The 22,925-nt window shown below is 68.8% G+C and carries 20 protein-coding genes; 14 read left to right on the forward strand and 6 right to left on the reverse strand.

All coding sequences use genetic code 11. From position 1 onward, the window contains the following. Positions 1–88: 88 nt before the first annotated feature. From BJG92_RS09070 to BJG92_RS09085, 4 genes are all read right to left on the reverse strand, one after another. On the reverse strand, positions 89–1,555 hold the full coding sequence (locus BJG92_RS09070; protein ID WP_232083705.1) for a dicarboxylate/amino acid:cation symporter: 1,467 nt from the start codon (positions 1,553–1,555) through the stop codon (positions 89–91). A gap of 250 nt (positions 1,556–1,805) precedes the next feature. Next, the gene (locus tag BJG92_RS09075) at positions 1,806–3,500 is read right to left on the reverse strand and encodes a DUF885 domain-containing protein (protein ID WP_232083706.1); all 1,695 of its coding nucleotides are present in this window, start codon (positions 3,498–3,500) and stop codon (positions 1,806–1,808) included. An 80-nt stretch (positions 3,501–3,580) separates the two neighbouring features. Then, positions 3,581–3,835, reverse strand: coding sequence for an acyl-CoA carboxylase subunit epsilon (locus BJG92_RS09080; RefSeq protein WP_374199781.1), 255 nt, complete (start codon positions 3,833–3,835; stop codon positions 3,581–3,583). Beyond that, on the reverse strand, positions 3,832–5,415 hold the full coding sequence (locus tag BJG92_RS09085) for an acyl-CoA carboxylase subunit beta (RefSeq protein WP_232083707.1): 1,584 nt from the start codon (positions 5,413–5,415) through the stop codon (positions 3,832–3,834). The genes BJG92_RS09080 and BJG92_RS09085 overlap by 4 nt, the downstream gene beginning before the upstream one ends. 300 nt (positions 5,416–5,715) lie before the next feature. Between BJG92_RS09085 and BJG92_RS09090 the strand changes: the two genes are divergently transcribed. The 10 genes from BJG92_RS09090 (at position 5,716) to BJG92_RS09135 (ending at position 15,255) form a co-directional block, all read left to right on the forward strand. Continuing rightward, positions 5,716–6,621: an NAD(P)-dependent oxidoreductase gene (locus BJG92_RS09090; protein WP_232083708.1), complete on the forward strand. Its 906-nt coding sequence runs from the start codon at positions 5,716–5,718 to the stop codon at positions 6,619–6,621. 71 nt (positions 6,622–6,692) lie between these two features. Then, positions 6,693–7,652, forward strand: a complete 960-nt coding sequence (locus BJG92_RS09095; protein WP_232083709.1) for a biotin--[acetyl-CoA-carboxylase] ligase — start codon at positions 6,693–6,695, stop codon at positions 7,650–7,652. Further along, positions 7,645–8,250 (forward strand): PH domain-containing protein, encoded by a 606-nt coding sequence (locus BJG92_RS09100; RefSeq protein WP_232083710.1) that lies wholly within the window; start codon positions 7,645–7,647, stop codon positions 8,248–8,250. The genes BJG92_RS09095 and BJG92_RS09100 overlap by 8 nt, the downstream gene beginning before the upstream one ends. Beyond that, a complete protein-coding gene (locus BJG92_RS09105) occupies positions 8,240–9,592 on the forward strand; it encodes an adenylate/guanylate cyclase domain-containing protein (protein ID WP_232083711.1) in 1,353 nt (450 codons plus the stop codon). Before BJG92_RS09100 ends, BJG92_RS09105 begins: the two co-directional genes overlap by 11 nt. Before the next feature lie 196 nt (positions 9,593–9,788). Next, entirely contained in the window at positions 9,789–9,932 is a 144-nt protein-coding gene (locus BJG92_RS09110) for a hypothetical protein (RefSeq protein ID WP_232083853.1), read from the forward strand. Then, on the forward strand, positions 9,929–10,900 hold the full coding sequence (locus tag BJG92_RS09115; protein ID WP_232083712.1) for a PP2C family serine/threonine-protein phosphatase: 972 nt from the start codon (positions 9,929–9,931) through the stop codon (positions 10,898–10,900). Before BJG92_RS09110 ends, BJG92_RS09115 begins: the two co-directional genes overlap by 4 nt. Before the next feature lie 84 nt (positions 10,901–10,984). Next, positions 10,985–13,234: an NAD-dependent DNA ligase LigA gene (ligA, locus tag BJG92_RS09120; protein WP_232083713.1), complete on the forward strand. Its 2,250-nt coding sequence runs from the start codon at positions 10,985–10,987 to the stop codon at positions 13,232–13,234. Beyond that, positions 13,231–14,079, forward strand: a complete 849-nt coding sequence (locus tag BJG92_RS09125; protein WP_232083714.1) for an inositol monophosphatase family protein — start codon at positions 13,231–13,233, stop codon at positions 14,077–14,079. The genes ligA and BJG92_RS09125 overlap by 4 nt, the downstream gene beginning before the upstream one ends. Positions 14,080–14,168: 89 nt before the next feature. Continuing rightward, complete coding sequence (locus BJG92_RS09130) at positions 14,169–14,687, forward strand: GNAT family N-acetyltransferase (protein ID WP_232083715.1); 519 nt, start codon at positions 14,169–14,171, stop codon at positions 14,685–14,687. Positions 14,688–14,733: 46 nt separating this feature from the next. Next, positions 14,734–15,255: a hypothetical protein gene (locus BJG92_RS09135; protein WP_232083716.1), complete on the forward strand. Its 522-nt coding sequence runs from the start codon at positions 14,734–14,736 to the stop codon at positions 15,253–15,255. A gap of 78 nt (positions 15,256–15,333) precedes the next feature. Here the strand turns inward: BJG92_RS09135 and BJG92_RS09140 are convergent, their stop codons facing one another. Both BJG92_RS09140 and BJG92_RS09145 read right to left on the reverse strand, forming a co-directional pair. Then, positions 15,334–16,005 carry a response regulator gene (locus BJG92_RS09140; RefSeq protein WP_232083717.1) on the reverse strand — a complete coding sequence of 224 codons (672 nt, stop codon included), beginning with the start codon at positions 16,003–16,005 and terminating at the stop codon, positions 15,334–15,336. Then, complete coding sequence (locus BJG92_RS09145) at positions 15,998–17,782, reverse strand: ATP-binding protein (protein ID WP_232083718.1); 1,785 nt, start codon at positions 17,780–17,782, stop codon at positions 15,998–16,000. The genes BJG92_RS09140 and BJG92_RS09145 overlap by 8 nt, the downstream gene beginning before the upstream one ends. 84 nt (positions 17,783–17,866) lie before the next feature. Between BJG92_RS09145 and BJG92_RS09150 the strand changes: the two genes are divergently transcribed. The 4 genes from BJG92_RS09150 to gatB all read left to right on the forward strand — a co-directional run bounded on the left by BJG92_RS09150 (position 17,867) and on the right by gatB (position 22,922). Continuing rightward, positions 17,867–19,384 (forward strand): CitMHS family transporter, encoded by a 1,518-nt coding sequence (locus tag BJG92_RS09150; RefSeq protein ID WP_374199782.1) that lies wholly within the window; start codon positions 17,867–17,869, stop codon positions 19,382–19,384. 178 nt (positions 19,385–19,562) lie between these two features. Further along, complete coding sequence (gene gatC / locus BJG92_RS09155; RefSeq protein WP_056432749.1) at positions 19,563–19,859, forward strand: Asp-tRNA(Asn)/Glu-tRNA(Gln) amidotransferase subunit GatC; 297 nt, start codon at positions 19,563–19,565, stop codon at positions 19,857–19,859. A 4-nt stretch (positions 19,860–19,863) separates the two neighbouring features. Beyond that, positions 19,864–21,417: an Asp-tRNA(Asn)/Glu-tRNA(Gln) amidotransferase subunit GatA gene (gene gatA, locus BJG92_RS09160; RefSeq protein ID WP_232083720.1), complete on the forward strand. Its 1,554-nt coding sequence runs from the start codon at positions 19,864–19,866 to the stop codon at positions 21,415–21,417. Beyond that, on the forward strand, positions 21,417–22,922 hold the full coding sequence (gene gatB / locus BJG92_RS09165) for an Asp-tRNA(Asn)/Glu-tRNA(Gln) amidotransferase subunit GatB (RefSeq protein ID WP_232083721.1): 1,506 nt from the start codon (positions 21,417–21,419) through the stop codon (positions 22,920–22,922). The genes gatA and gatB overlap by 1 nt, the downstream gene beginning before the upstream one ends. Positions 22,923–22,925 lie beyond the last annotated feature (3 nt).

Consider the following 22,925-nt stretch of genomic DNA (forward strand, 5'->3'; position numbering starts at 1 on the left):
CGCGTCTCACAGGCCACGCCTGGCGCGGCACACGAAGAAGTCCCCGGGAGATCCCCGGGGACTTCTTTGTGTGAACGCGATGAGGCGGCTAGGCCTTGGCGTCTGCCAGTTCGCGGCCCTCGGGCGCTGCTGCCGGAGAAACGGCTGCGGACGGGTCGACGGCGGGGGAGCCGGCGGCGTCAGGGACAGTGTCATCGGCGTCGTCCGCGAACGGGTCGCCGTTGCGCGGGGCGTTGAACAGCGCCTCATCCAGGATGCCCTGGCGCTTCGCCACGATGGTGGGGATGAGCGCCTGCCCGGCCACGTTCACCGCGGTGCGGCCCATGTCCAGGATCGGATCGATCGCCAGCAGGAGCCCGACGCCGGCCAGCGGCAATCCCAGCGTGGAGAGCGTCAGCGTGAGCATCACGACGGCGCCGGTGGTGCCGGCGGTCGCGGCCGAGCCCAGCACGGAGACGAGGGCGATCAGCAGATACTGGGTGAAGTCCAGCTGGATGCCGAAGAACTGGGCCACGAAGATCGCGGAGATGGCCGGGTAGATCGCGGCGCAGCCGTCCATCTTGGTGGTGGCGCCCAGCGGCACGGCGAAGGAGGCGTAGGCGCGGGGGACGCCCAGGCTGCGTTCGGTAACACGCTGGGTCAGCGGCAGGGTGCCCACCGAGGACCGTGACACGAAGGCCAGCTGGACGGCCGGCCAGACGCCCGAGAAGTACTGCTTGACGGAGAGGCCGTGGCTGCGGATCAGGACCGGGTAGACCACGAACAGAACGAGCGCCAGGCCCACGTAGATGGCGAAGGTGAACTTGCCCAGGGAACCGATGGTGTCCCAGCCGTAGATCGCCACGGCATTTCCGATCAGGCCGACAGTCCCGAGCGGGGCGACCCGGATGATCCACCAGAGGACCTTCTGGATCACGGCGAGGGCGGAGGCATTGAGGTTCAGGAAAGGCTCGGCGGCCTTCCCGACCTTCAGTGCTGCGACGCCGACGGCGACCGCGATCACCAGGATCTGCAGGACGTTGAAGCTCACGGCCGTGGTGGCAACGCCGTCGGTCACGGTGGTGCTGGCGCCGAGGCCGAGGAAATTCTTCGGGAACAGCCCGGTCAGGAAGGCCCACCAGTCACCGGACTTGCCCGCGTACTTGGCTTCCTGGGTGATGCCGGTATTGGCGCCGGGCTGCAGGAGCACGCCCAGGCCGATGCCGATCAGCACGGCGATCAATGCGGTGATGGCGAACCAGAGCAGCGTGTTCCAGGCCAGCCGGGCGGCGTTGGAGACGGCGCGCAGGTTGGAGATGGAGCTGACCACGGCGGTGAAGATGAGGGGCACGACGGCGGTCTGCAGCAGCGAGACGTAGCTCGAGCCGATGGTCTGCAGGGTCGCGCCGAGGGCGTTGGGGTTCGCCTTGGTGCTGCCCGTGTACTTAGCCAGGAGGCCGAGGCCCAGGCCTACGATCAGGGCGGCGATGATCTGGAAGCCGAACGAGCCGGCCCATTTGGGCAACTGGAAGCCGGTCTTTCCGGCGGGTGTGGGGGTGCTTGTCTGAGTGCTCACCTGAACACGCTAGGACCGATGCCATTATCACGGCGAACGAATGTTGAGAAATGTTACGGCGCCAGGAATGGGCCCGGCCGCCGGATCCCCTGAAATCCGGCGCCAGGCAAGGACTATGTGAAGTTATTCCGCAGTCCAATGTGGCGATTGTCTCGCGCCGAGTGTGCAGTTCGCGGCAATGTTTTCGAAAAACACTGCCGCGAACTGCCAACTCGCGCATGTCCCGGGGCTGCACCACACGAGTCCCGGCTTATCCCAGCAGCGCCCGCTTGAGGGTGTCCAGGCCTACCGACCCCATGTTGAGCGCCTTGGAGTGGAAGGCCTTGAGGTCGAAGCCGGGGCGGGATTCGAGCTCGGCGCGGATCTGCTCCCAGAGCCGCTGGCCCACCTTGTACGACGGCGCCTGCCCGGGCCAGCCGAGGTAGCGGGTGAACTCGAAGTTGAGCTGGCCCTCGCTGATGGCGAGGTTTTGCTTGAGGAACCCGTAGCCCTTCTCCGGCGTCCAGGTGCCGGAACCCCAGCGTTCGGGGACCTCCAACTCCAGGTGCACGCCAATGTCGAACACCACGCGGGCGGCCCGCATCCGCTGCATGTCCAGCATGCCCATGTGGTCGCCGGGATCCTTGAGGTAGCCCAGTTCCTGCATGAGCTTCTCCGCATAGAGCGCCCAGCCCTCGCCGTGCCCGGAGGTCCAGCAGACGTTGCGGCGCCACTTGTTGAGGAGCTCGCGCCGGTAGGTGGCTGTGGCGACTTGCAGGTGGTGGCCCGGGACGCCCTCGTGGTAGACCGTGGTGGTCTCGGCCCACGTGGTGAAGGTGTCCTCGCCCGGCGGCACGGACCACCACATCCGGCCCGGCCGGCTGAAGTCATCCGAGGGACCGGTGTAGTAGATGCCGCCTTCCTGGGTCGGGGCAATTTTGCACTCGAGGGTCTTCATGACGTCCGGGATGTCGAAGTGCACCCCGGCGAGATCGGCCACCGCCTTGTCCGAGAGCTCCTGCATCCAGGCCTTGAGGGCGTCGGTGCCTTTGAGCTGGCGGGCGGGATCGTTGTCCAGGATCTCCTTGGCTTCCTCGATCGTGGCGCCCGGACGGATCTCGCCGGCCACGCGCTCCTGCTCGGCAATCAGGCGATCGAGTTCCTGCACGCCCCACGCGTAGGTTTCCTCGAGGTCCACCGTGGCGCCCAGGAAGGCGCGGGAGGCCAGCGAGTAGCGCTCGCGGCCCACGGCGTCCTTGTCGGGGGCAACGGACAGCAACTCGGATTCGAGGAAGCCGGCCAGCCGGGAGTAGGCGACGCGCGCGGAGGCGGCGCCGGCGTCGAGCCTGGACTGCACGTCCTCGGGCAGCGGCCCTTCGGCGGTCTTGGCTTCGGCGGCCAGCTTGGCGAAGAAACCGTCCTCCGCGGCATGGTTGGTGGTCTGTTCGATCACGATCCTGACCTGGCGGGCGGCGGCAACTTTGCCGTTCTCCATGGCGGTGCGCAGTGACACGATGTAACCGTCCAGCGCGGCGGGGACGTTGTGCGCGCGTCCGGCGATGTGCTCCCACTGCGCCGCGGTATCCGTCGGCATGAGGTCGAAAATCGCGCGGATATCCTGGGCGGGGGAGGCGATGTTGTTCAGCTCGGCGAGGTCCCAGCCGGAGTCGTGGATTTCCAGCTCCAGGCCCAGTCGCTCGCGCATGGCGTCCAGCGTGACGGCGTCGACGTCGTCAGCCGGCTCCAGGCCGTCCAGGGCGGCGAGGGTCTCGCGGGCGGCGGCGGCGAATTCCTCCTGCCCGGCGGGGGAGAAGTCCTGGTATTCGGTCTCGTGCCCGGGCAGGCCGAGTTCGGTGGCGAAGCTGGGGTTCAGCCGGATCAGTGTGTCCGTGAAGGCGTCGGCTACGGCGTCGATGGCCGTTTGCGGGCGCCGGGGGGCAGTGTCTTCAGTGGTTTCGGTAGTCACCCGAAAGAGACTAGCCGGGCCACAGCGGTTATGAAAGGGTTACTGAACTTTTCCCTCGGACACTCACGCTGCGGTGGAATCTACCCGCGGCTGCGCTTCCACGAGCCGGGGCCGGGCCTGGGCGCCAGCTGCAGTTGCTGCCGGCGGACCCAGTGCCGGGCGCCCGGGTTCTCCGGCGCCGCGGGTTCGGCGCCGCCGAGGGACAGGACGACGGCGGTCAGTGCCGCCAGTTCCTCCGCCGTCGGCTCGCCCTTGACCACGGCAAAGACGGGCCCGGTGCTCTCCGCCGCTGGCTCAACCGCAGATACCTCCGCCGATTTTTCCGCCGGCGTCACAGCGGGATGTTCCCGTGCTTCTTGGCGGGCAGGCTGGCGCGCTTGTCCCGCAGGGCACGCAGTCCCTTGATGATCTGCACGCGGGTCTCGGACGGGGCGATGACGGCGTCGACGTAACCGAGCTGGGCGGCCTGGTACGGGTTGAGCAGCTCGTCCTCGTACTGCCGGATAACCTCGGCGCGCTTGGCCTCGACGTCCCCGCCGGTCTCGGCCACCGCGGCGAGTTCGCGGCGGTACAGGATGTTGACCGCGCCCTGGGCGCCCATGACGCCGATCTGGGCGGTGGGCCAGGCGAGGTTGAGGTCCGCACCCAGCTTCTTGGAGCCCATCACGATGTACGCTCCGCCGTAGGCCTTGCGGGTGATGACCGTCAGCTTGGGCACGGTGGCCTCGGCAAAGGCATAGAGGAGCTTCGCGCCGCGGCGGATAATGCCCTGGAACTCCTGGTCCTTGCCCGGCAGGAAGCCGGGCACATCCACCAGCGTGATGATCGGGATGTTGAAGGCGTCGCAGTGCCGGACAAAGCGGGCGGCCTTCTCCGAGGCGGCGATGTCCAGGGTGCCGGCGAACTGCATGGGCTGGTTCGCGACGATGCCGACGGTGTGCCCTTCGACCCGGCCGTAGCCGATCATGACGTTCGGCGCGTAGAGCGACTGCATCTCCAGGAAGTGCGCATCGTCGACGACCTGCTCGATCACCTTGCGCATGTCGTAGGGCTGGTTGGCGGAGTCCGGGATGAGGGCATCGAGGGCGAGGTCGTCGTCGTCGAGCTCCAGTTCCTGCTGGTGCTCCAGCACGGGGGCTTCGGCGAGGTTGTTGGAGGGCAGGAAGTCCAGCAGTTCACGGACGAACTCGATCGCATCTGCCTCGTCGGCGGCGAGATAGGTGGAGGTTCCCGTGGTGGCGTTGTGCTGGCGCGCGCCGCCGAGGGTCTCCATGTCCACGTCCTCTCCCGTGACGGTCTTGATGACGTCCGGGCCGGTGATGAACATGTGCGAGGTCTTGTCCACCATGACCACAAAGTCGGTCAGGGCGGGGGAGTAGGCAGCGCCGCCGGCGGAGGGGCCCATGATGAGGGAGACCTGCGGGACGACGCCGGACGCGTGGACGTTGTTGCGGAAGATGTCCGCGAACATCGCCAGCGAGGCCACGCCTTCCTGGATGCGGGCGCCGCCGCCGTCGAGGATGCCGACCACGGGGCAGCCGTTGCGCAGCGCGAACTCCTGGACCTTGACGATCTTCTCGCCGTTGACCTGGCTCAGCGAGCCGCCATAGACGGAGAAGTCCTGGCTGTACACCGCTACCGGGCGGCCGTCGACAGTGCCGTAGCCGGAGACCAGGCCGTCACCGAGCGGCTTCTTCTTCTCCATGCCGAAGGCGGTGGAGCGGTGCACGGCCAGCGCATCGAACTCGACGAAGGATCCGGCGTCCAGCAGCAGGTCGATGCGCTCGCGGGCCGTGTTCTTGCCCCGGGCATGCTGCTTCTGGATCGCTTCCGGGCCGGAGGGCTGCTCAGCACGGGCCTGGCGGTCGCGGAAGTCGGCAATCTTTCCCGCAGTCGTGGTCAGATCGTGGCTCATCAAGTATCTCCGGCTCTGTTGCTGGTTATTCTGGCGTTCAGTGGCGCTTCCCCGCGGGGCGGTTTAGTCGGATTCCGCAAATTCCGGCGAATCCTGCGGGCCATGATGGCAAGTCTAGTGACGGACGCGGCCCAGACCGCTGTAGAAACCCTACAATTTTCGCTCCTACCCTCACGGTGACCGCAACGGGCGGCCGGGCAGAGTGCAGTGCAGTGCGGCAGCGCGGCAGTGCGGCAGTGCGGGGCGGCGGCACGCCCGCAATGTTACTCGTGAGTAACATAAGTCGGCTAGAGTGTCCTCATGACTTCGAGCAATGATGCTTCGGGCACCGCCCCTCACTCCCAGCAACCAGGGCCGTACCAGGCCGCCGGTTCCCTCCAGGGCCGCACCATCCTCATCTCCGGGGGGAGCCGCGGCATCGGCCTGGCAATCGCCACCCGCGCCGCGCAGGACGGTGCCAACATCGTCCTGATGGCCAAGACCGGCCAGCCGCACGCCAAGCTGGCGGGCACGGTGTACTCCGCCGCCGAACAGATCGAGGCGGCCGGCGGACAGGCGCTGCCGCTGGTCGGCGATGTGCGCAATGACGACGACGTCGCCGGGGCGGTTGCCGCCGCCGTCGAACGTTTCGGCGGGATCGACATCGTCATCAACAACGCCTCCGCGATCGACCTGTCCAAGACCGACCACGTCGACATGAAGCGCTACGACCTCATGCAGGACATCAACGTCCGCGGCACGTTCCTGCTCTCCAAGCTGGCCCTGCCCGCGCTGCGGGAGTCCGGCGCCGGGCAGATCCTGACACTGTCCCCGCCGCTGAACCTCGATCCCAAATGGGCCGGCATGCACCTGGCGTACACCATGGCCAAGTACGGCATGAGCCTGACCACCCTGGGCCTGGCCGAGGAACTCAAGGTGGACGGCGTCAGCGTCAACTCCCTATGGCCCTGCACCCTGATCGACACCGCCGCCATCCGCAACATGCCGGGCGGGGAACAGATCGTCAAGGGTGCCCGCGGCCCCGGGATCATGGCGGACGCGGCGCATGCCGTGCTGACGAACAGCAACGCGATCCCGGAATCGGGCAGCTGGAGCGGAAACTTCTACACCGACGAGCAGGTCCTGGCCGCTGCCGGCGTCACGGACTTCAGCCCGTACAGCCTCGGCGCGCCGGAAAACCGGCTGGTGCCTGACATTTTCCTCTGAGTTTCCTGCGGATCCGGGCTCGGGCCGGTTCGCCCCGGACGCCGGTGCGGTAACTCGGTAGGATTCTAAGCATGGAAGCCGCGCAGGAAGCCCCGGAACGTCCGCCCCTTGACCTGAATGAACTCAGCGACGAGGGGTTCCTGTCCGCCACTGGCATTCCGCAGCTCACAGTGGTGGAGTCCACCGGATCCACCAACGCGGATCTGCTGCGCGGTGTCACCGAGGATCCCAGCGCCTACCCTGACCTCACCGTGCTGGCCGCCGAATACCAGAGCGCTGCCCGCGGCCGCCTGGACCGCCGCTGGGAAGCACCCGCCCGCAGCTCCGTCTCTGTCTCGCTGGTGCTCCGTCCGGTCAACGCCGAGGGCCGGCCGCTGCCCACCCAAAGCTACTCCTGGCTTTCGCTGCTCGCGGCCCTGGCCCTCCGGGAGGCGCTCCTGGACACGGCAGGTCTCCCCGCCGAGCTCAAATGGCCCAACGACGTGCTGGTCCGCGGCAAGAAGATCGCCGGCATCCTCGCCCAGCTTGGGCCGCTGGACGCCGGCGCGGTGCCTCCGGTGGTGCTCGGCACCGGGCTGAACGTCACCCTCACCGGGGCCGAACTGCCGGTCCCCACCGCCACCTCCGTGCTCCTGGAACACCCGACGACGGCGGACCGGACGCTCCTGCTGAAGAGCTATCTCTCCCGTTTCGCCACGCTCTACCGCAGCTTCTGCAACGCCGACGGCGACCCCACCGCCGGAATGTCCGGCGGCCCCTCGCTGCATAAGCGGGTGGAGCACCTCCTGACCACCCTCGGCAAGCAGGTGCGCGCCCAGCTCCCCGGCGACCACGAAATCATCGGCCATGCCACGCGCCTGGACGACTACGGTTCCCTCATGGTGGTTGACGCCGGGGGCCACGAGCACGTGGTCACCGCCGGCGACGTGGTGCACCTGCGTCCGTGGACTCCGCCGGGGCAGGGGAACGAGGGCACCGGCGGGAACTCCGGCGGAAAGAGCGCCCGCAGCGACGAAAGCGGCTATGCGTAAAGAGCTCCTCCCGGGCGAGCAAGTGATTGTGGTGACCCGCCCGCAGCCCCGGACCCTGATTGTTCCGGCGCTGGTGTTCATTGCTGTTCCTGCCCTGGCCGCCTATGCCTGCGCCTGGATTGTGAAGGGCGGCCCGGCCAGGCTGGCCCCGATCATCGCGAAGGAGACGAAGGACCAGACTCCGTGGCTGATCGGAGTCTGCGTGGGAGTGGCTGCCTGGGTGCTGCTGGGCTACTGCCTGCCCCGGGTCATGTCCTGGCACGCCACGAGGTACACCCTGACCAGCCAGCGGCTCATTGCCCGGTACGGCATGCTCAGGCGGCGCGACCAGCAGGTTTCGCTGCCCGCCGTCCGACATGTGGTCATCCATCAGTCGTTGCTCCAACGCTTAGTGCGTTCAGGGAACATATCCTTGGATACCGGGTACCCCTCCAGCACGGTGGTTCCCGACGTCCCGGAAGCCGCGACGTTCCGAAATTACCTTCTCGACGCCATCAACGACCTCCCGCGGGAGGCTCCTGGGGCCGGAGACCTGATGCACAACCCCGATGCGGCCTGGCCGTGGGAGACGAGAGAAGGTGGAAGAGATGAGCGCTGAAAACGTTGACCGGGCAACCGGACTCCTGGCCGAAGAACCGTCCCAGGTTACGGACGCCGTCGTCGAGACCGCCAGCCTTGAAGCAGCCGTCCTCGATTCCGCCGCCGAAAACATCAGCGGCGGGCAGCCCGCCGTCGACCCAGCCGCCGACACCGCGGAAGTTGCCGCCGTGGACGTTGCCGCCGCGGAACCCGACGACGCCGATTCCGTCGACGCCGACTCGGACCCCGCCGACGCCGACACCGAAGCAGCCCCCGAAGGCACCCAGGCACCGGCCGCCGCGCCGCCCACCGGCACCATGTCAGCCGAACGCGTGGCCTTGAAGGCCCTGGAGCAACGGCTCCTCGGCGGGGAGCGCAAGCTCCGCCGCCGCGAGGTGGCCGCCGGCGCCGGGCTGTCCCTGCTGTCCGCCCGGAAACTCTGGCGTGCACTGGGCTTTCCCAACATCGGGGACGAGGATGTTGCCTTCACCGAAAACGACCAGTCCGCGCTGAACACCATCGTGGACCTGGTCCGGGCCGGGAAACTCACCGAGGAAGCCGCGATTTCCGTCACCCGCGCGATCGGCCAGATGACGGACCGCATGGTGGTGTGGCAGATCGAGGCCCTCGTGGAGGACCTGGTCCACCAGCAGGACCTGACGGACGCCGTGGCCCGCAAGCGACTGGTCAGCGAGCTGCCGTCCCTCGTGGACGCGCTCGAGGACATGCTGGCCTACTCCTGGCGGCGCCAGCTCAACGCCGGGGTCCAGCGACTGGCCGTCCGGGCCGAGGCTGGTCTGGCGTCCAGCGAGGAAGGGCGCGAAGGGGACGAGGACGACGCACCCCTGCCGCTGGCCCGTGCGGTGGGATTCGCGGACCTGGTCTCCTATACAAGCCTGTCCCGCCGGATGAACGAAAAGACGCTGGCGCAGCTGGTGCAGCGCTTCGAGAACAAGTGCGCCGAGATCATTTCCGTCGGCGGCGGGCGCCTGGTGAAAACGGTGGGCGATGAAGTCCTTTATATTGCCGAAACGCCGGCGGCGGGCGCCGAGATCTCGCTGGCCCTGTGCCAGGCCTTCACCGAGGACGAGATCCTGCCTGAGGCGCGGGTCGCCATGGTCTGGGGCCGCATCCTCTCCCGCCTGGGCGACATCTACGGGCCCACGGTGAACCTCGCGGCGCGGTTGACCGCCTTGGCCGACCCGGGAACCGTTCTGGTGGACTCCATGACCGCAGCCGCCCTGGAAAACGACGAACGCTTCGTGCTGCTGCCCCGGCCGGCTGAGGATGTGCGGGGATTCGGCGAAATCCACCCGGTCCAGCTGCTGCGCGGAAGCGGCCGCGGACTGGTTCTTGACTAGGGTCCCGGACGAGGGTCCCGGACGAGGGTCCCGGACGAGGGTCCCGGACGAGGACCCGGCACGCTCCGCGCGGGGCTCCCGGACTGCGCACGCACCGGCCCCGGAACGCCGCCGGCGGGCATTCCAGCCCGATCCCCGGTAGTATCCCGGTAACGCACGGCCCGGCCGCGGGCCACGGACAAGGGGAGGTCCCGGCATGCCGAGCACGCTTGGGCTGATTCCCGCCGTCACCACACCGGACGCGATCCGGACCGCCCTTGCGGCGGGGGAGCCCGCCCACGTCCGCGCAGGTTCCACCGTCCACTTCGGTGACCGCTCCTTCTACCTAGGACAGGCATGAATTCCCAGCCGGCCGCCGTTCCCTCCTCCGCTGATCCGGGCGCCTCCCCTGATCCAGGCGCATCCCCTGCGCCCGTGATCGCCCCGCTGAGCCTCCGGCTCAACTGCGGCTACGGCACGGACCGCGGCCTGCGCCGCGAAATGAACGAGGACTCCTTCATCGCCTCCGATCCCGTCTTCGCCGTGGCGGACGGCATGGGCGGCCACGAGGCCGGCGAGATCGCGAGCGGCATCTGCGTCCGGACCCTCGCCCGGATCCCCCAGCAGGCGAGCGGGGAGCGCGACGCAACCGCCGGCGTCGTGCAGGAGTATCTGCTCATGGCCGACGAGAGCATCCGGGAGGCCACCGGCTCCCGCGCCGGGACCACGCTCTCCGGCGTCGTGGTGGTGGAGCAGCTGGGAGTCCCGCACTGGCTGGTGCTGAACATCGGAGACTCCCGCACCTACCGGCTCAGCCAGGGCACGCTGAGCCAGGTCAGTGTGGACCACTCCGAGGTCCAGGAACTGGTGGACGCCGGGCAGATCACCCGGGCCCAGGCCGCCGTGCACCCGCGCCGCCACGTCGTCACCCGCGCCCTCGGCACCGGCGACGAGACGGCGGCCGACTACTGGCTCCTGCCTGTCGAGGACGGCGACCGGATCCTGGTCTGCTCCGACGGGCTTAACGGCGAACTCGACGACGAGCACATCTCCAACATCCTGCGCTCCCACGCGGACCCGCAGGGGGCAGTGGATGAGCTCATCCAGGCGGCGCTGCGCAGCGGCGGCCGGGACAACGTCACATGCATCGTCGTGGATGCCACCAATGTCGGGAACGACGACGGCGCCCGGACTGCGCCGCGCACCGCGGCCGCCGCGGTCACCGCGGAGCAGGAGGACACCCTGCCCCGGACGGATGCGCTGGACCTCACCCCCAGCGGCGAGCTGGCCACCGGCGCCGGTGCTGGCACGGATGATGGCAGGCAGTAAACCGCCGGCTGCAGTCCGCTACCAGCCCGGCAGCTTGGACACCCGTGACCGGACAATGTCGGTGATCTAAGGCAGGATAGGTCTGTGAGCACAGGGAAGACTGCAGCAGGCACCGCAACACCGATTCCGGCCGGGGACCTGGTCCCGTCCGCGGACGTGCGCGAAGAGTACGAGGCCCTCGTTGAACAGGTCCGCAAGCACCGCTTCGCGTACTACCAGGAGGACGCGCCCGTCATCTCCGACGCCGAGTTCGACGGACTCTACCGGCGGCTGGAAACCATCGAGGCCATGCACCCCGAGCTTGTGGCCAACGATTCCCCCACCCAGGAGGTCGGCGGCGAAGTGTCCGCCGCCTTCACCGCCGTCGAACACCTGCAGCGCATGTACAGCCTGGAGGACGTCTTCTCCCTCGAGGAGCTGGAGGCGTGGATCGCCAAGGCCGGGGCCAATATCGCCAAGCTGGGCAACGGCACGCCCGCCTGGCTCACCGAACTCAAGATCGACGGCCTCGCCGTCAACCTGCTCTACCGCGACGGGGTGCTGATCCGGGCCGCCACCCGCGGCGACGGCACCACGGGGGAGGACATCACCCACAACGTCCTCACCATCAAGGAAATACCGCAGCGGCTGAGCGGGGACGGGTTCCCCGCCGAGGTGGAAATCCGCGGCGAGGTCTTCATCCCGTCCAAGGCGTTCACCGAATTCAACGAGGCGCTGATCGCCGCCGGCAAGGCCCCGCTGGCCAACCCGCGCAACGCCGCGGCCGGCTCGCTGAGGCAGAAGGACCCGGCGGAAACCGCCAAGCGGCCGCTGAAGATGTACGTGCACGGCATCGGCGCCCGCGAGGGTCTGCAGACCGCCAGCCAGTCGGACACCTACCGCCAGCTCGCCGAATGGGGACTGCCCACCAGCCCCTACGCCGAGGTGCTGCCGGGGCTGGCGGACGTGCTGGCCTTCATCACCCGCTACGGGGACCAGCGGCACAGCCTCACCCACGAGATCGACGGCATCGTGGTCAAAGTGGACGACTTCGCCACCCAGCGGGCGCTTGGCTACACCTCGCGGGTGCCGCGCTGGGCTGTCGCGTACAAGTACCCGCCGGAGGAAGTGAACACCAAGCTGCTGGACATTGCGGTCAACGTGGGCCGCACGGGCCGCGTCACCCCTTACGGCGTGATGGAGCCGGTCAAGGTTGCCGGCTCCACGGTGGAAATGGCCACCCTCCACAACCAGGAGGTGGTCAAGGCCAAGGGCGTCAAAATCGGCGACATCGTGGTGCTCCGCAAGGCCGGGGACGTGATCCCGGAAATCGTGGGGCCGGTCCTGGCCCTCCGGGACCAGCAGGACCCTCCGGTCCGGGACTTTGTGATGCCCACCCAATGCCCTGCCTGCGGCACCCCGCTGGCGCCGGCCAAGGAAGGGGACGTGGACATCCGCTGCCCCAACTCCCGGTCCTGCCCGGCGCAGCTGCGCGAACGCGTCTTCCACCTCGCTGGCCGCGGCGCCTTCGACATCGAGGCCCTCGGCTGGGAAGCCGCCATCGCCCTGACCCAGCCCGCCGAGCCCGACGTCGCGCCGCTCACCACCGAGGCGAACCTCTTCCGGCTGACGCCCGCTGACCTCGCGGACGTCAGGATCCGGCGGGAAAAGCGCTCCAAGGGCGTGGCGAGCGGCGAGTTCGAACTCGTGCCCTATTTCTTCAGCAAGGGCACCGCGAAGACCCCGTCCAAGCCCACGGCGACCACCGAGAAGCTGTTCCGGGAACTGGACAAGGCAAAGACCCAGCCGCTCTGGCGTGTCCTGGTGGCGCTGTCCATCCGGCATGTGGGCCCGCGGGCCTCCCGCGCCCTCGCGACCGCGTTCGGGAGCATGGACGCGATCCGGAAGGCCTCGGAAGAGGAGCTCGCCAACGTCGACGGCGTCGGGCCGGTGATCGCCGCAGCCCTGACCGAATGGTTCGCCGAGGACTGGCACCGCGGGATCGTGGACACCTGGGCGGCCGACGGCGTCCGGATGGAGGACGAGCGCGACGAGTCCATGCCGCGGACCCTGGAGGGGCTGACCATCGTCGTCACCGGGAGCCTTGAGGGTTTCAGCCGGGACGAGGCGAAGGAAGCCATCCTGATCCGCGGCGGCAAGGCGGCCGGTTCGGTCTCTAAGAACACCAGCTACGTCGTGGCGGGCGAGAACGCTGGCACCAAGCTGGACAAGGCCGAACAGCTGGGGGTGCCGGTCCTGGATGAGGACGGCTTCCGCGCACTGCTCGCCGACGGCCCGGCGGGCGGCGCGGCGGAGTCCGCCGAAGAAGACCTCCCGGAAGGTGAGGGCGAATGAGCTCCGGTCCCGCCACCCCGCCGGACGCCGGCGCGGCACCCGGCACTGCCGTCCTGCTTCAGCTGGCGCAGGCGGCGGCGGCGGCCGGGGCCGCAGTCCTGGCCGGCCGTGACGCGGCCGGGCTGGACGTCAGCAACAAGGGCGACTCGGGGGACTGGGTGACCGCCTTCGACCTCGCAGCGGAAACCGCCGTCCGGGACGTCATCACGGCGGCGCGGCCCTTCGACACCATCACCGGGGAGGAGGGCGGCACTGTCCTTCCGGCGTCCCCGAACGGCTACCGTTGGTCGATCGACCCGCTGGACGGCACCACCAACTTCATCCGCAACATCGTCTACTACGGCACCTCCGTCGCTGTGGCAGACCCCGACGGCGTGTGGCTTGCCGGCGTCGTCAACGCCCCGGCCCTGGGCCGCACCTATTTCGCCTCGCGCGGCCACGGGGCCTGGTGCCAGGAAAAGGGCCGGCTGACGCAGCTGGTAGGACCCGTCCCCGGACGTACCGGTCAGATCCTGGCCACCGGCTTCAGCTACGATCCCGCCGTCCGGGCCGAGCAGGCCGCAGGCCTGGCCAGCGTCATGGAGGGTTTTGCCGATGTCCGCCGCCTCGGCTCCGCGGCGTTGGATCTGTGTCTCGTGGCCGACGGAACCCACGATGCGTACGGCGAACGCGGCCTCAACGAGCACGACTTCGCCGCGGGCACCCTGATTGCCGAGGAAGCCGGCTGCTGGGTGCGGCGGCCGCGCCTTACCAGCCCGCTGGCCGGCGGACCCTCCGACGACGAACGCCTCGCAGCCTGGACCTGCGCCGGGACGCTGGAGCTGTCCGGAAAATTCCCGCTCTGAGGGCGCGCTCCTTGCGGGCGGCTGATAGTTCGATCACGGAAACTGCCGTTCGGGGGCATGCGCTGCGCGTCCGCCCGTAGCATGGACACGTGCATGCCCAGATCCTCATCCGTCCCGCCGTTCCCGCCGACCACGACGCCATCGCGCGCATTACCCGGGACGCCTATCTGGCCGCGGGCCACTTCGAGAGCGCCGACCACCCCTATATGCGCCAGATCCAGGACGTGGCCAGGCGGGCAGCGCAGGCCACCATCTGGGTGGCGGAACGCGACGGCGCCGTCGTCGGCTCCGTGACCCTCGCCGTCGCCGGCGAACCCTACGCGGATATAGCCCGCGACGACGAGCTGGAATTCCGGATGCTCGTGGTGGATACGGCCGTGCAGCGCAGCGGTGCCGGCAAGGCGATGGTCCTGGCCATCCTGGAGCACGCCAGATCGCTGCCCGGCATCAACGCCGTGGCGCTGACCACCGGCCTGACCTGGGAAAGCGCCCACGGGCTCTATCTCAAGACCGGCTTCCAGCGCGCGCCCGAGCGCGACTGGGTGGTGCCGGACACCGACATCAAACTGCTCGTCTACCGCCAGGAGCTCGTCCGCACCGTGGGGTAGGGTTCTTCCAACCCGCACGCACAGGCAACGACTACCTGGAGGACCCATGGCACCGCACATCCCCGGCTCAATCGACGGGAAGCTCCTCGGCCTGTACCTTTCGGACCACCTGACCGGGGCCACTGCCGGCGTCTCCCGGATCCAGCGCATGGCCGAGGCCTTCGCGGACACCCCGGTGTCCGCCGAACTTTCCCGGGTCAGCGCGGAAATCACCAGGGAGCGCGACGTGCTCCTCGGTCTGATCCGGGACCTGGGCGTCCGGCAGCGCCCGCATCGCCAGGCTGCAGCCTGGCTGGCCGAGCACGCCGGCCGGCTGAAGCTGAACGGACGCATCGTGCGCCGGTCCCCGATGACCATGGTGCTGGAGGCCGAGCTGATGCGCGCCGCGATCCTGGGAAAGCTCGGCGGCTGGCAGACCCTGGAAGAGCTGGCACCCGAGCTCGGACTGGACCCGGACACGTTCGTGAAGCTCGGCGAGGAGGCCCGCTCGCAGATAGAGGCCCTGAGCCGCGTCCACGAACACGCCCGCCGCAATGCCTTCCGCAAGCACGGGGACATCAGCGCCTGAAAGCAACGCGGGGTCACTTGGCGCCCATCGTGGCGTCCCGGATGGGCCGTACGTGACCCTTCGTTGCTTGGCAGGGGGTTAACGGCCCGACGCCGGCGGCAGGCCGTAGCGGTGCTCCGGCCGTCCGGTTGTGCCATACCGCAGCTGGATGTCGACGGCGCCGTCGTCCGCCAGTGATGACAGGTACCGCTGGGCAGTGGCCCGGGAGACCCCCACCCGTGCGGCGACCTCGGCTGCCGAGTACTGTTCGCCTGGCACGAGCGACTCCAGCACCGCGGCCTCCGTCGCGGACCGGGGTTTTGCCGATGCCGTTACGTCACCGGGGATGAGGGCACGCTTCGCCCGTTCCACCGTGTCCTGGTCCACGGACCCCGGCTGCGCCAGGATCCGGCGGTAGCGCGCATAGGAGCGCAGCTGCTGGGAGAGAGATTCGGCCGTGAATGGCTTCAGCAGGTAGCCCAGCGCCCCGCGGCGGAACGCGATCCGGAGGGACGCAGTGTCCGAGGCCGCGCTGAGGATCATGGTGTCCACATCCAGCTGGCGGAGCAGGTCAAGCCCCGAGGCATCCGGCAGGTACACGTCCAGCAGCACCAGGTCCGGGCGCAGGCTGTGGATGGCCTGCAGCGCCAGCGACGCCGATCCGGCCGGCGGCAGGGCCAGGAAACCCGCCACCGAATCCACATAGGCCGCATGCAGCTTGGCGACGTGGAAATCGTCATCCACAATCAGCACCCTGAAATCCTCAGACATCGCTGTCCCTTTCGATTGGCTCTGCGGCTGGCTCGGTGGCCGGTTGGGCGTCTGGCGCCCCCGTTGTCCCGGCTGTTGTCCCGGGCAGGGTGGCCACGAATACTGCCCCCGGCCCGCCGGGGGAGCCCGGATCCAGCACCCGTACGTCGCCGCCGCGGCGGCGCGCGAGCTGGCGGGACAGGGCCAGCCCGAGGCCCTGGCCGCCGCCGGCACGGGCGGGCCGCTCCGCCGTCGTGAATCCTTCCGCGAACACGGCCTCGCTGCCGACGGCCGCCACAGCCGGGCCCAGGCCATCGCCGGAATCGCCGACGACGACGTGCAGCGTGCCGGCACCGCCGCCCTCACCGGGTTCGTCCAGCACCTCCACCTCGACCCAGCGGTCCGTCGCGGAGCCGGCGACGGCGGCGTTGACGGCGTTGTCGATCAGGTTGCCCAGCACCGTGGTGACCTCCTGCGGCTCGGTGACGTGGCCGCGGACCAGCGTTTCCGGGCCCAGGCGCAGGCTCACGCCGCGCTCGTCCGCCTCCACGCCCTTGGCGCCCAGGAACGCCTGCAAGTACGGGTCCTGGAGCAGCTGGGCCTGGTCCACCGGGAAATTCAGCGGGCCGGTCGCCGCCAGCCGGGCCAGGTAGTCGCGGGCCTGCTGGTGCTGGCCGATGCTCATGAAGCCGGCGATCGTGTGGAGCTGGTTGGCGAATTCGTGGCGCTGGGCGCGGAGGGCGGTGGACATGGTGCCCACGGCGTCGAGCTGGCGGGTCAGCTGCTGGAGTTCTGTCCGGTCACGGAGCATGACCACCCAGCCCAGGTCCTCGCGGCCGTGCAGGGCCTTGCGGGCACTGGCGACCAGGACGCGGCCGCCGGCGACGAGTTCCACCGCGTCGCCTTCCGCCGCGTCGGCGCGGGTCAGTGCCAGCAGCTGGGCCGGCACCGGGGCATCGGCCCACGGCGCTCCGGTGAGATCGGGCTGGCCCAGCAAGCGCTGAGCGGCGGAGTTGAACACGCTGATCCGGCCGCCCGCGGCGACGCCGATCACGCCGTCGTCGACGCCCTGCAGGACCGCCACCTGGTCGTGGACCAGGGTGCTGATTTCCTCCGGTTCCAGTCCGAGCGTGAGCCGCTGGAGCCGGCGCCGGAGCAGGAAGGAGGCCAGGACGCCAACCAGCAGGGCACCGGCGGCGGTCAGGGCGATCGGGATGATGTCCCGGGCCAGGCTCTGGCCGATCGTCTCCGTGGAGTAACCCACGCTGACCTCGCCCACCACGGTGTCCGAGCCCGGGGCGAACACCGGGACCTTGGCCCCGGCGGAGGGGCCGAGGGTCCCCGTGTTCCGGGTGGTGACTTCCTTGCCGGCCAGGGCCTCGGACGGGTCGGTGCTGACCCGTTCGCCCAGCCGGTCGGCGTCGGGGTGCGCCAGCCGCAGGCCGGTCTCGTCGGTGATGACCACGAAGAGGGCTCCGGTGCGGGTGCGGGCACCCTCGGCCGCGGCCATCAGCGGGCCGGCCAGCAGCTCGGCGGCCGGGGGAGTGCCCGGCTGGGCGCTGATCTGCTGCACTTCGGCCCGCACCTGCGGGTCCGAGGCCACGGTCCGGGCCAGGGTCAGTGCCTGGTTCTCCGCCTCGCGTCCCAGCCGGTCGTAGGTGAGCCAGCCGTGGACGGCGCTCGTCAGGAGCACCACGAGGGCCACGACCGCCAGCTGGAGCAGCAGGGTCTGCGTGGAGAACCGCAGGGGAGTGCGGCTGGTTAAGCGGCCGATGATGCGGCCGGTTAGGCGGGGCACGGCGGTCCTCCTTCGGGTGTGAGCACAATGCGCAAAATGCGTCCAACAAGCAGTATGCCAATCAAATGAGGCAAAGGCCCGGCCGTGACGCGCGCCACTCTAACGTCTGTTGTACGCATCACACCGGGGTGGTGCGATTCAATGAAGAAGGAGCCGGCCGTGCTGGTATTACTAGGATTCGCCATGATCGCGGTTTTCATGATGCTGATCATGACGAAGAAGCTGACGCCAGTGCTGGCGCTCATCATCGTCCCCACAGTCTTCGGACTCTTCGCCGGCGCCGGACTGGGCATCGGCCCCATGGTCATGGACTCCATGAAGTCGATGACGTCCACGGCAGCCCTGCTGATGTTCGCCATCATCTACTTCGGCCTGATGATCGACGTCGGGCTCTTTGACCGGCTGGTCCGGTTCATCCTGCGCAAGCTCGGCAACGACCCCGCCAAGGTGGTCCTCGGCACGGCCATCCTCGCGGCGGCAGTGTCCCTCGACGGCGACGGCTCCACCACCTTCATCCTCACCACCGCGGCCATGCTGCCGGTCTACCTGCGGCTCAAAATGAGCCCCGTGGTCCTCACCTGTGTCGCCGGCCTCGCCAACGGCACCATGAACATCCTGCCCTGGGGCGGCCCCACCGCCCGTGCCGCAACCGCGCTGAAGATCGACGTCAACGATGTCTTCTTTCCGATGATCCCCTCGCTCATTGCCGGACTCGTTGTGGTCTTCGTTTTCGCCTGGCTCCTGGGCCTGCAGGAACGCAACCGGCTGCGCGCCGTGGCCCCGGAAATCTGGGACACCAACAACACGATCGACGGCGGCTCGCCCCAGGGCGGCACCGGCGGCCGGCGCAAGACCACCCGACCCTCCGGTGGAGCCCCCGCCGGCAGCGGCTCGGTCGCTGTCCTGGAACGCACCGAGGTGCTCGTGGACGATCGCGATTCCGCCATGGCGGACACCGCGCTGGACCCCAACCGCTCCACGCTGCGTCCCAAGCTGTTCTGGTTCAACCTGGGCCTGACGGTTGCAGTCATGGTGACGCTCGTCGCCAACATCATTCCGCTCCCGTTCGTCTTTATGGTGGGTTCCGCCGTCGCCCTGCTGGTCAACTTCCCGAAGGTCAAGGACCAGGGTGCCCAGCTGATCGCGCACGCACCGTCGATCGTCGCCGTCGTCAGCATGGTCTTGGCCGCCGCGGTCCTCACCGGTGTCCTCAACGGCACGGGCATGGTCAAGGCAATGTCGGAATGGCTCGTCGCCATCATCCCCTCCGATATGGGTCCGTTCATGGCCATCATCACCGGCGTGCTGAGCATCCCGATGACGTTCTTCATGAGCAACGACGCCTTCTACTTCGGCGTCCTGCCCGTGCTCAGCGAGACGGCGGCCCACTACGGGGTCAGCGCCGCGGACATGGCACGCGCCTCCATCACAGGCCAGCCCTTCCACCTGCAGAGCCCGCTGGTCCCCGCGATCCTGCTCCTGGTTTCCCTCGCCAAGGTGGACCTGGGTGACCACCACAAGAAGGTCCTCTGGCGCACCGCCGTCATATCCTTGGTCATGCTCGGGGTAGGTGTCCTGACCGGAGCCATCGGCATCGGCTGACACCCCACGCACCAGCAGCAAGCAAAGCGGGGTCACTTACGGCCCGTTCCGGACCTCCGGACGGGCCGTAAGTGACCCCGCGTTGTTTGTCGCAGTCCTTCCAGGTGCCGGAGAGTAACGGCAGTTCAACCCACGTAGACTGGGACGGAAAATAATCCATACCTTGCAGGGGAGATCCATGGCTGCGATCAACCGCGACGACGTCGCGCATCTCGCGCGACTCGCGCACATCGAGATGAGTGCTGAAGAGCTGGACAGGATGGCCGGCGAACTCGCCGTCATCGTTGATTCAGTGAAGTCCGTAAGTGAAGCCGCCGGTGATGACGTCCCGGCCACGTCCCACCCCATCCCGCTGACGAATGTGTTCCGCGAGGACGTTGTGGGCCACACTTTCACGGCCGAGCAGGCACTCTCCGGCGCCCCCGACGCGTACGAAGGCCGCTTCAAGGTCCCGGCAATCCTGGATGAGGGCTAAGAACATGACTGAGAACAACGAACTGATCCGCTCCTCCGCCGCAGCGCTCGCCGGCAAGCTCGCCGCCCGCGAGGTCTCCGCCGTCGAGGTGACCCAGGCCCACCTGGACCGCATCGCCGCCGTCGACGGCAAGGTCCACGCCTTCCTGCACGTCAACACCGACGAAGCCCTCGCCGTCGCCGCCGAGGTGGACGCGATCCGCGCCGCGGGCGGCGCCGCCGCCGAAGAGCTGCACGCCCTCGCCGGTGTGCCGATCGCCGTCAAGGACCTCATCGTCACCATCGGCCAGCCCACCACGGCCGGCTCGAAGATCCTCGAAGGCTGGCACAGCCCCTACGACGCCACCGTCATCAAGCGCCTGCGCGCCGCGAAGATGCCGATCCTGGGCAAGACCAACCTTGACGAATTCGCGATGGGCTCCTCCACGGAGCACTCCGCCTTCGGCCCCACCCACAACCCGTGGGACCTGGACCGGATCCCCGGCGGCTCGGGCGGCGGCTCGGCAGCCGCCGTCGCGGCCTTCGAAGCCCCGCTGGCCCTCGGCACCGACACCGGCGGCTCCATCCGCCAGCCCGGCGCCGTCACCGGAACAGTCGGCGTCAAGCCCACCTACGGCGGCGTGTCCCGCTACGGCGCGATCGCGATGGCCTCCTCGCTGGACCAGATCGGCCCGGTCTCCCGCACCGTGCTGGACTCCGCCCTGCTGCACCAGGTCATCGGCGGGCACGATCCGCACGACTCCACCTCGCTGCCGGACCCGCTGGAGGACCTCGTCGCGGCGGCGTCGACCGGCAACGTGCGCGGCATGAAGATCGGCATCATCAAGGAACTCCACGGCGAGGGCTACCAGGCCGGCGTCGAAAACCGCTTCAACGAGTCCCTCGAGCTGCTCAAGGGCGCCGGCGCGGAAATCGTCGAGGTCTCCTGCCCCAACTTCAAGTACGCCCTGGGCGCCTACTACCTGATCATGCCCTCCGAGGCCTCCTCCAACCTGGCCAAGTTCGACGGCGTCCGGTACGGCCTGCGGGTCCTGCCCGAAGACGGCCCGATGACGATTGAACGCGTCATGGGCGCCACCCGGGCCGCCGGTTTCGGCGACGAGGTCAAGCGCCGCATCATCCTGGGCACCTACGCACTGAGCGCCGGCTACTACGACGCCTACTACGGCTCGGCCCAGAAGGTGCGGACCCTGATCCAGCGCGACTTCGACGCCGCGTTCGCCAAGGCCGACGTGCTGATCTCCCCGACGGCGCCCACCACGGCGTTCAAGCTCGGCGAGAAGCTCAACGACCCGCTGGCAATGTACCTCAACGACGTCGCCACCATCCCCGCCAACATGGCAGGCGTCCCCGGACTGTCCCTGCCCGGCGGCCTGGCCGACGAGGACGGGCTGCCGGTCGGCGTCCAGCTGCTGGCCCCGGCCCGCCAGGACGCCAGGCTGTACCGCGTCGGTGCGGTGCTCGAATCCCTGCTCGAGGCGCAGTGGGGCGGCCCGCTGCTGGACAAGGCTCCCTCGCTGACTGACGCTGCCGTTTCAAGCCACGGAGGTTCCCACTAATGACTGACGCAACCCTCAGCTTCGAAGAGGCGATGGAGAAATACGATCCCGTCCTCGGCTTCGAGGTCCACGTGGAGCTCAACACCAAAACGAAGATGTTCTCCTCCGCGCCGAACGTGTTCGGTGACGAGCCCAACACCAACGTCAACGAGGTGGACCTCGGCATGCCCGGCGTGCTGCCCGTGGTGAACAGGACCGCGATCGAGTCCTCGATCAAGATCGGCCTGGCGCTGAACTGCAAGATCGCCGAGACCTGCCGCTTCGCCCGGAAGAACTACTTCTACCCGGACACCCCGAAGAACTTCCAGACCTCCCAGTACGACGAGCCGATCGCGTACGACGGCTACCTGGACGTCGAGCTCTCCGACGGCACGATCTTCCGCGTCGAAATCGAACGCGCGCACATGGAGGAGGACGCCGGCAAGCTGACCCACATGGGCGGCGCCACCGGCCGTATCCAGGGCGCGGACTACTCCCTGGTGGACTACAACCGCTCCGGTGTGCCGCTGGTCGAGATCGTCACGAAGCCGATCGAGGGCGCCGGGTCCCGCGCGCCCGAGCTCGCGAAGGCGTACGTCGCCGCGGTCCGCGAGATCGTCAAGAACCTCGGCGTCTCGGACGCGAAGATGGAACGCGGCAACGTCCGCTGCGACGCGAATGTCTCGCTGCGCCCGCACGGGCGCGAACGCTTCGGCATCCGCTCTGAGACGAAGAACGTCAACTCCCTGCGCGCAGTCGAACACGCCGTCCGCTACGAGATCCAGCGGCACGCCGCCGTCCTGGACTCCGGCGAGCCAATCGTCCAGGAGACCCGCCACTGGCACGAGGACACCCGGACCACGACGTCGGGCCGGCCCAAGTCCGACGCCGATGACTACCGCTACTTCCCGGAACCGGACCTGGTGCCGATTGTCGCCTCACGCGAGTGGGTCGAGGAGCTCCGGGCCACGCTGCCCGAGCCGCCGGCCGCCCGCCGCAAGCGGCTGCAGGCTGACTGGGGCTACTCCGACCTGGAATTCCGCGACGTCGTCAACGCCGGCGTGATGGACGAGATCGAGGAAACCATCGCCGCCGGCGCCACCGCCACGGTGGCCCGCAAGTGGTGGATGGGCGAGATCGTGGGACGCGCCAAGAACGCCGACGTCGACCCCGGCCAGCTCGGCGTCGCCCCGGCCACCATCGTGGAACTGAACCGGATGGTTGAGGACGGCAAGATCAACAACAAGATGGCCACCGAGGTCCTCGACGGCGTCCTCGCCGGCGAAGGTACCCCGGCGGAAATCGTGGCTAAGCGCGGCCTCGCCGTGGTCTCCGACGACGGGCCCCTGCTTGAAGCGATCGACGCGGCCCTCGCCGCCCAGCCCGGCGTCGCGGACAAGATCCGCGCCGGCAAGCTCCAGGCGGTCGGCGCGATCGTCGGCGGCGTCATGAAGGCCACCCGCGGGCAGGCCGACGCCGGCCGCGTCAAGGAGCTGATCCTGCAGCGCCTCGGCGTCGAAGGCTAAGCC

It is taken from the genome of Arthrobacter sp. SO5 (assembly GCF_020532805.1).
GTDB lineage: Bacteria > Actinomycetota > Actinomycetes > Actinomycetales > Micrococcaceae > Arthrobacter.

Bases quoted from the DNA above. Each gene is read 5' to 3' on its own strand.
- BJG92_RS09085 (WP_232083707.1), bottom strand. From the start codon at position 5,415: ATGAGCCACGATCTGACCACGACTGCGGGAAAGATTGCCGACTTCCGC.
- BJG92_RS09090 (WP_232083708.1), top strand. From the start codon at position 5,716: ATGACTTCGAGCAATGATGCTTCGGGCACCGCCCCTCACTCCCAGCAA.
- BJG92_RS09095 (WP_232083709.1), top strand. From the start codon at position 6,693: ATGGAAGCCGCGCAGGAAGCCCCGGAACGTCCGCCCCTTGACCTGAAT.
- BJG92_RS09100 (WP_232083710.1), top strand. From the start codon at position 7,645: ATGCGTAAAGAGCTCCTCCCGGGCGAGCAAGTGATTGTGGTGACCCGC.
- BJG92_RS09105 (WP_232083711.1), top strand. From the start codon at position 8,240: ATGAGCGCTGAAAACGTTGACCGGGCAACCGGACTCCTGGCCGAAGAA.
- BJG92_RS09110 (WP_232083853.1), top strand. From the start codon at position 9,789: ATGCCGAGCACGCTTGGGCTGATTCCCGCCGTCACCACACCGGACGCG.
- BJG92_RS09115 (WP_232083712.1), top strand. From the start codon at position 9,929: ATGAATTCCCAGCCGGCCGCCGTTCCCTCCTCCGCTGATCCGGGCGCC.
- BJG92_RS09125 (WP_232083714.1), top strand. From the start codon at position 13,231: ATGAGCTCCGGTCCCGCCACCCCGCCGGACGCCGGCGCGGCACCCGGC.
- BJG92_RS09135 (WP_232083716.1), top strand. From the start codon at position 14,734: ATGGCACCGCACATCCCCGGCTCAATCGACGGGAAGCTCCTCGGCCTG.
- BJG92_RS09140 (WP_232083717.1), bottom strand. From the start codon at position 16,005: ATGTCTGAGGATTTCAGGGTGCTGATTGTGGATGACGATTTCCACGTC.
- gatC (WP_056432749.1), top strand. From the start codon at position 19,563: ATGGCTGCGATCAACCGCGACGACGTCGCGCATCTCGCGCGACTCGCG.
- gatA (WP_232083720.1), top strand. From the start codon at position 19,864: ATGACTGAGAACAACGAACTGATCCGCTCCTCCGCCGCAGCGCTCGCC.
- gatB (WP_232083721.1), top strand. From the start codon at position 21,417: ATGACTGACGCAACCCTCAGCTTCGAAGAGGCGATGGAGAAATACGAT.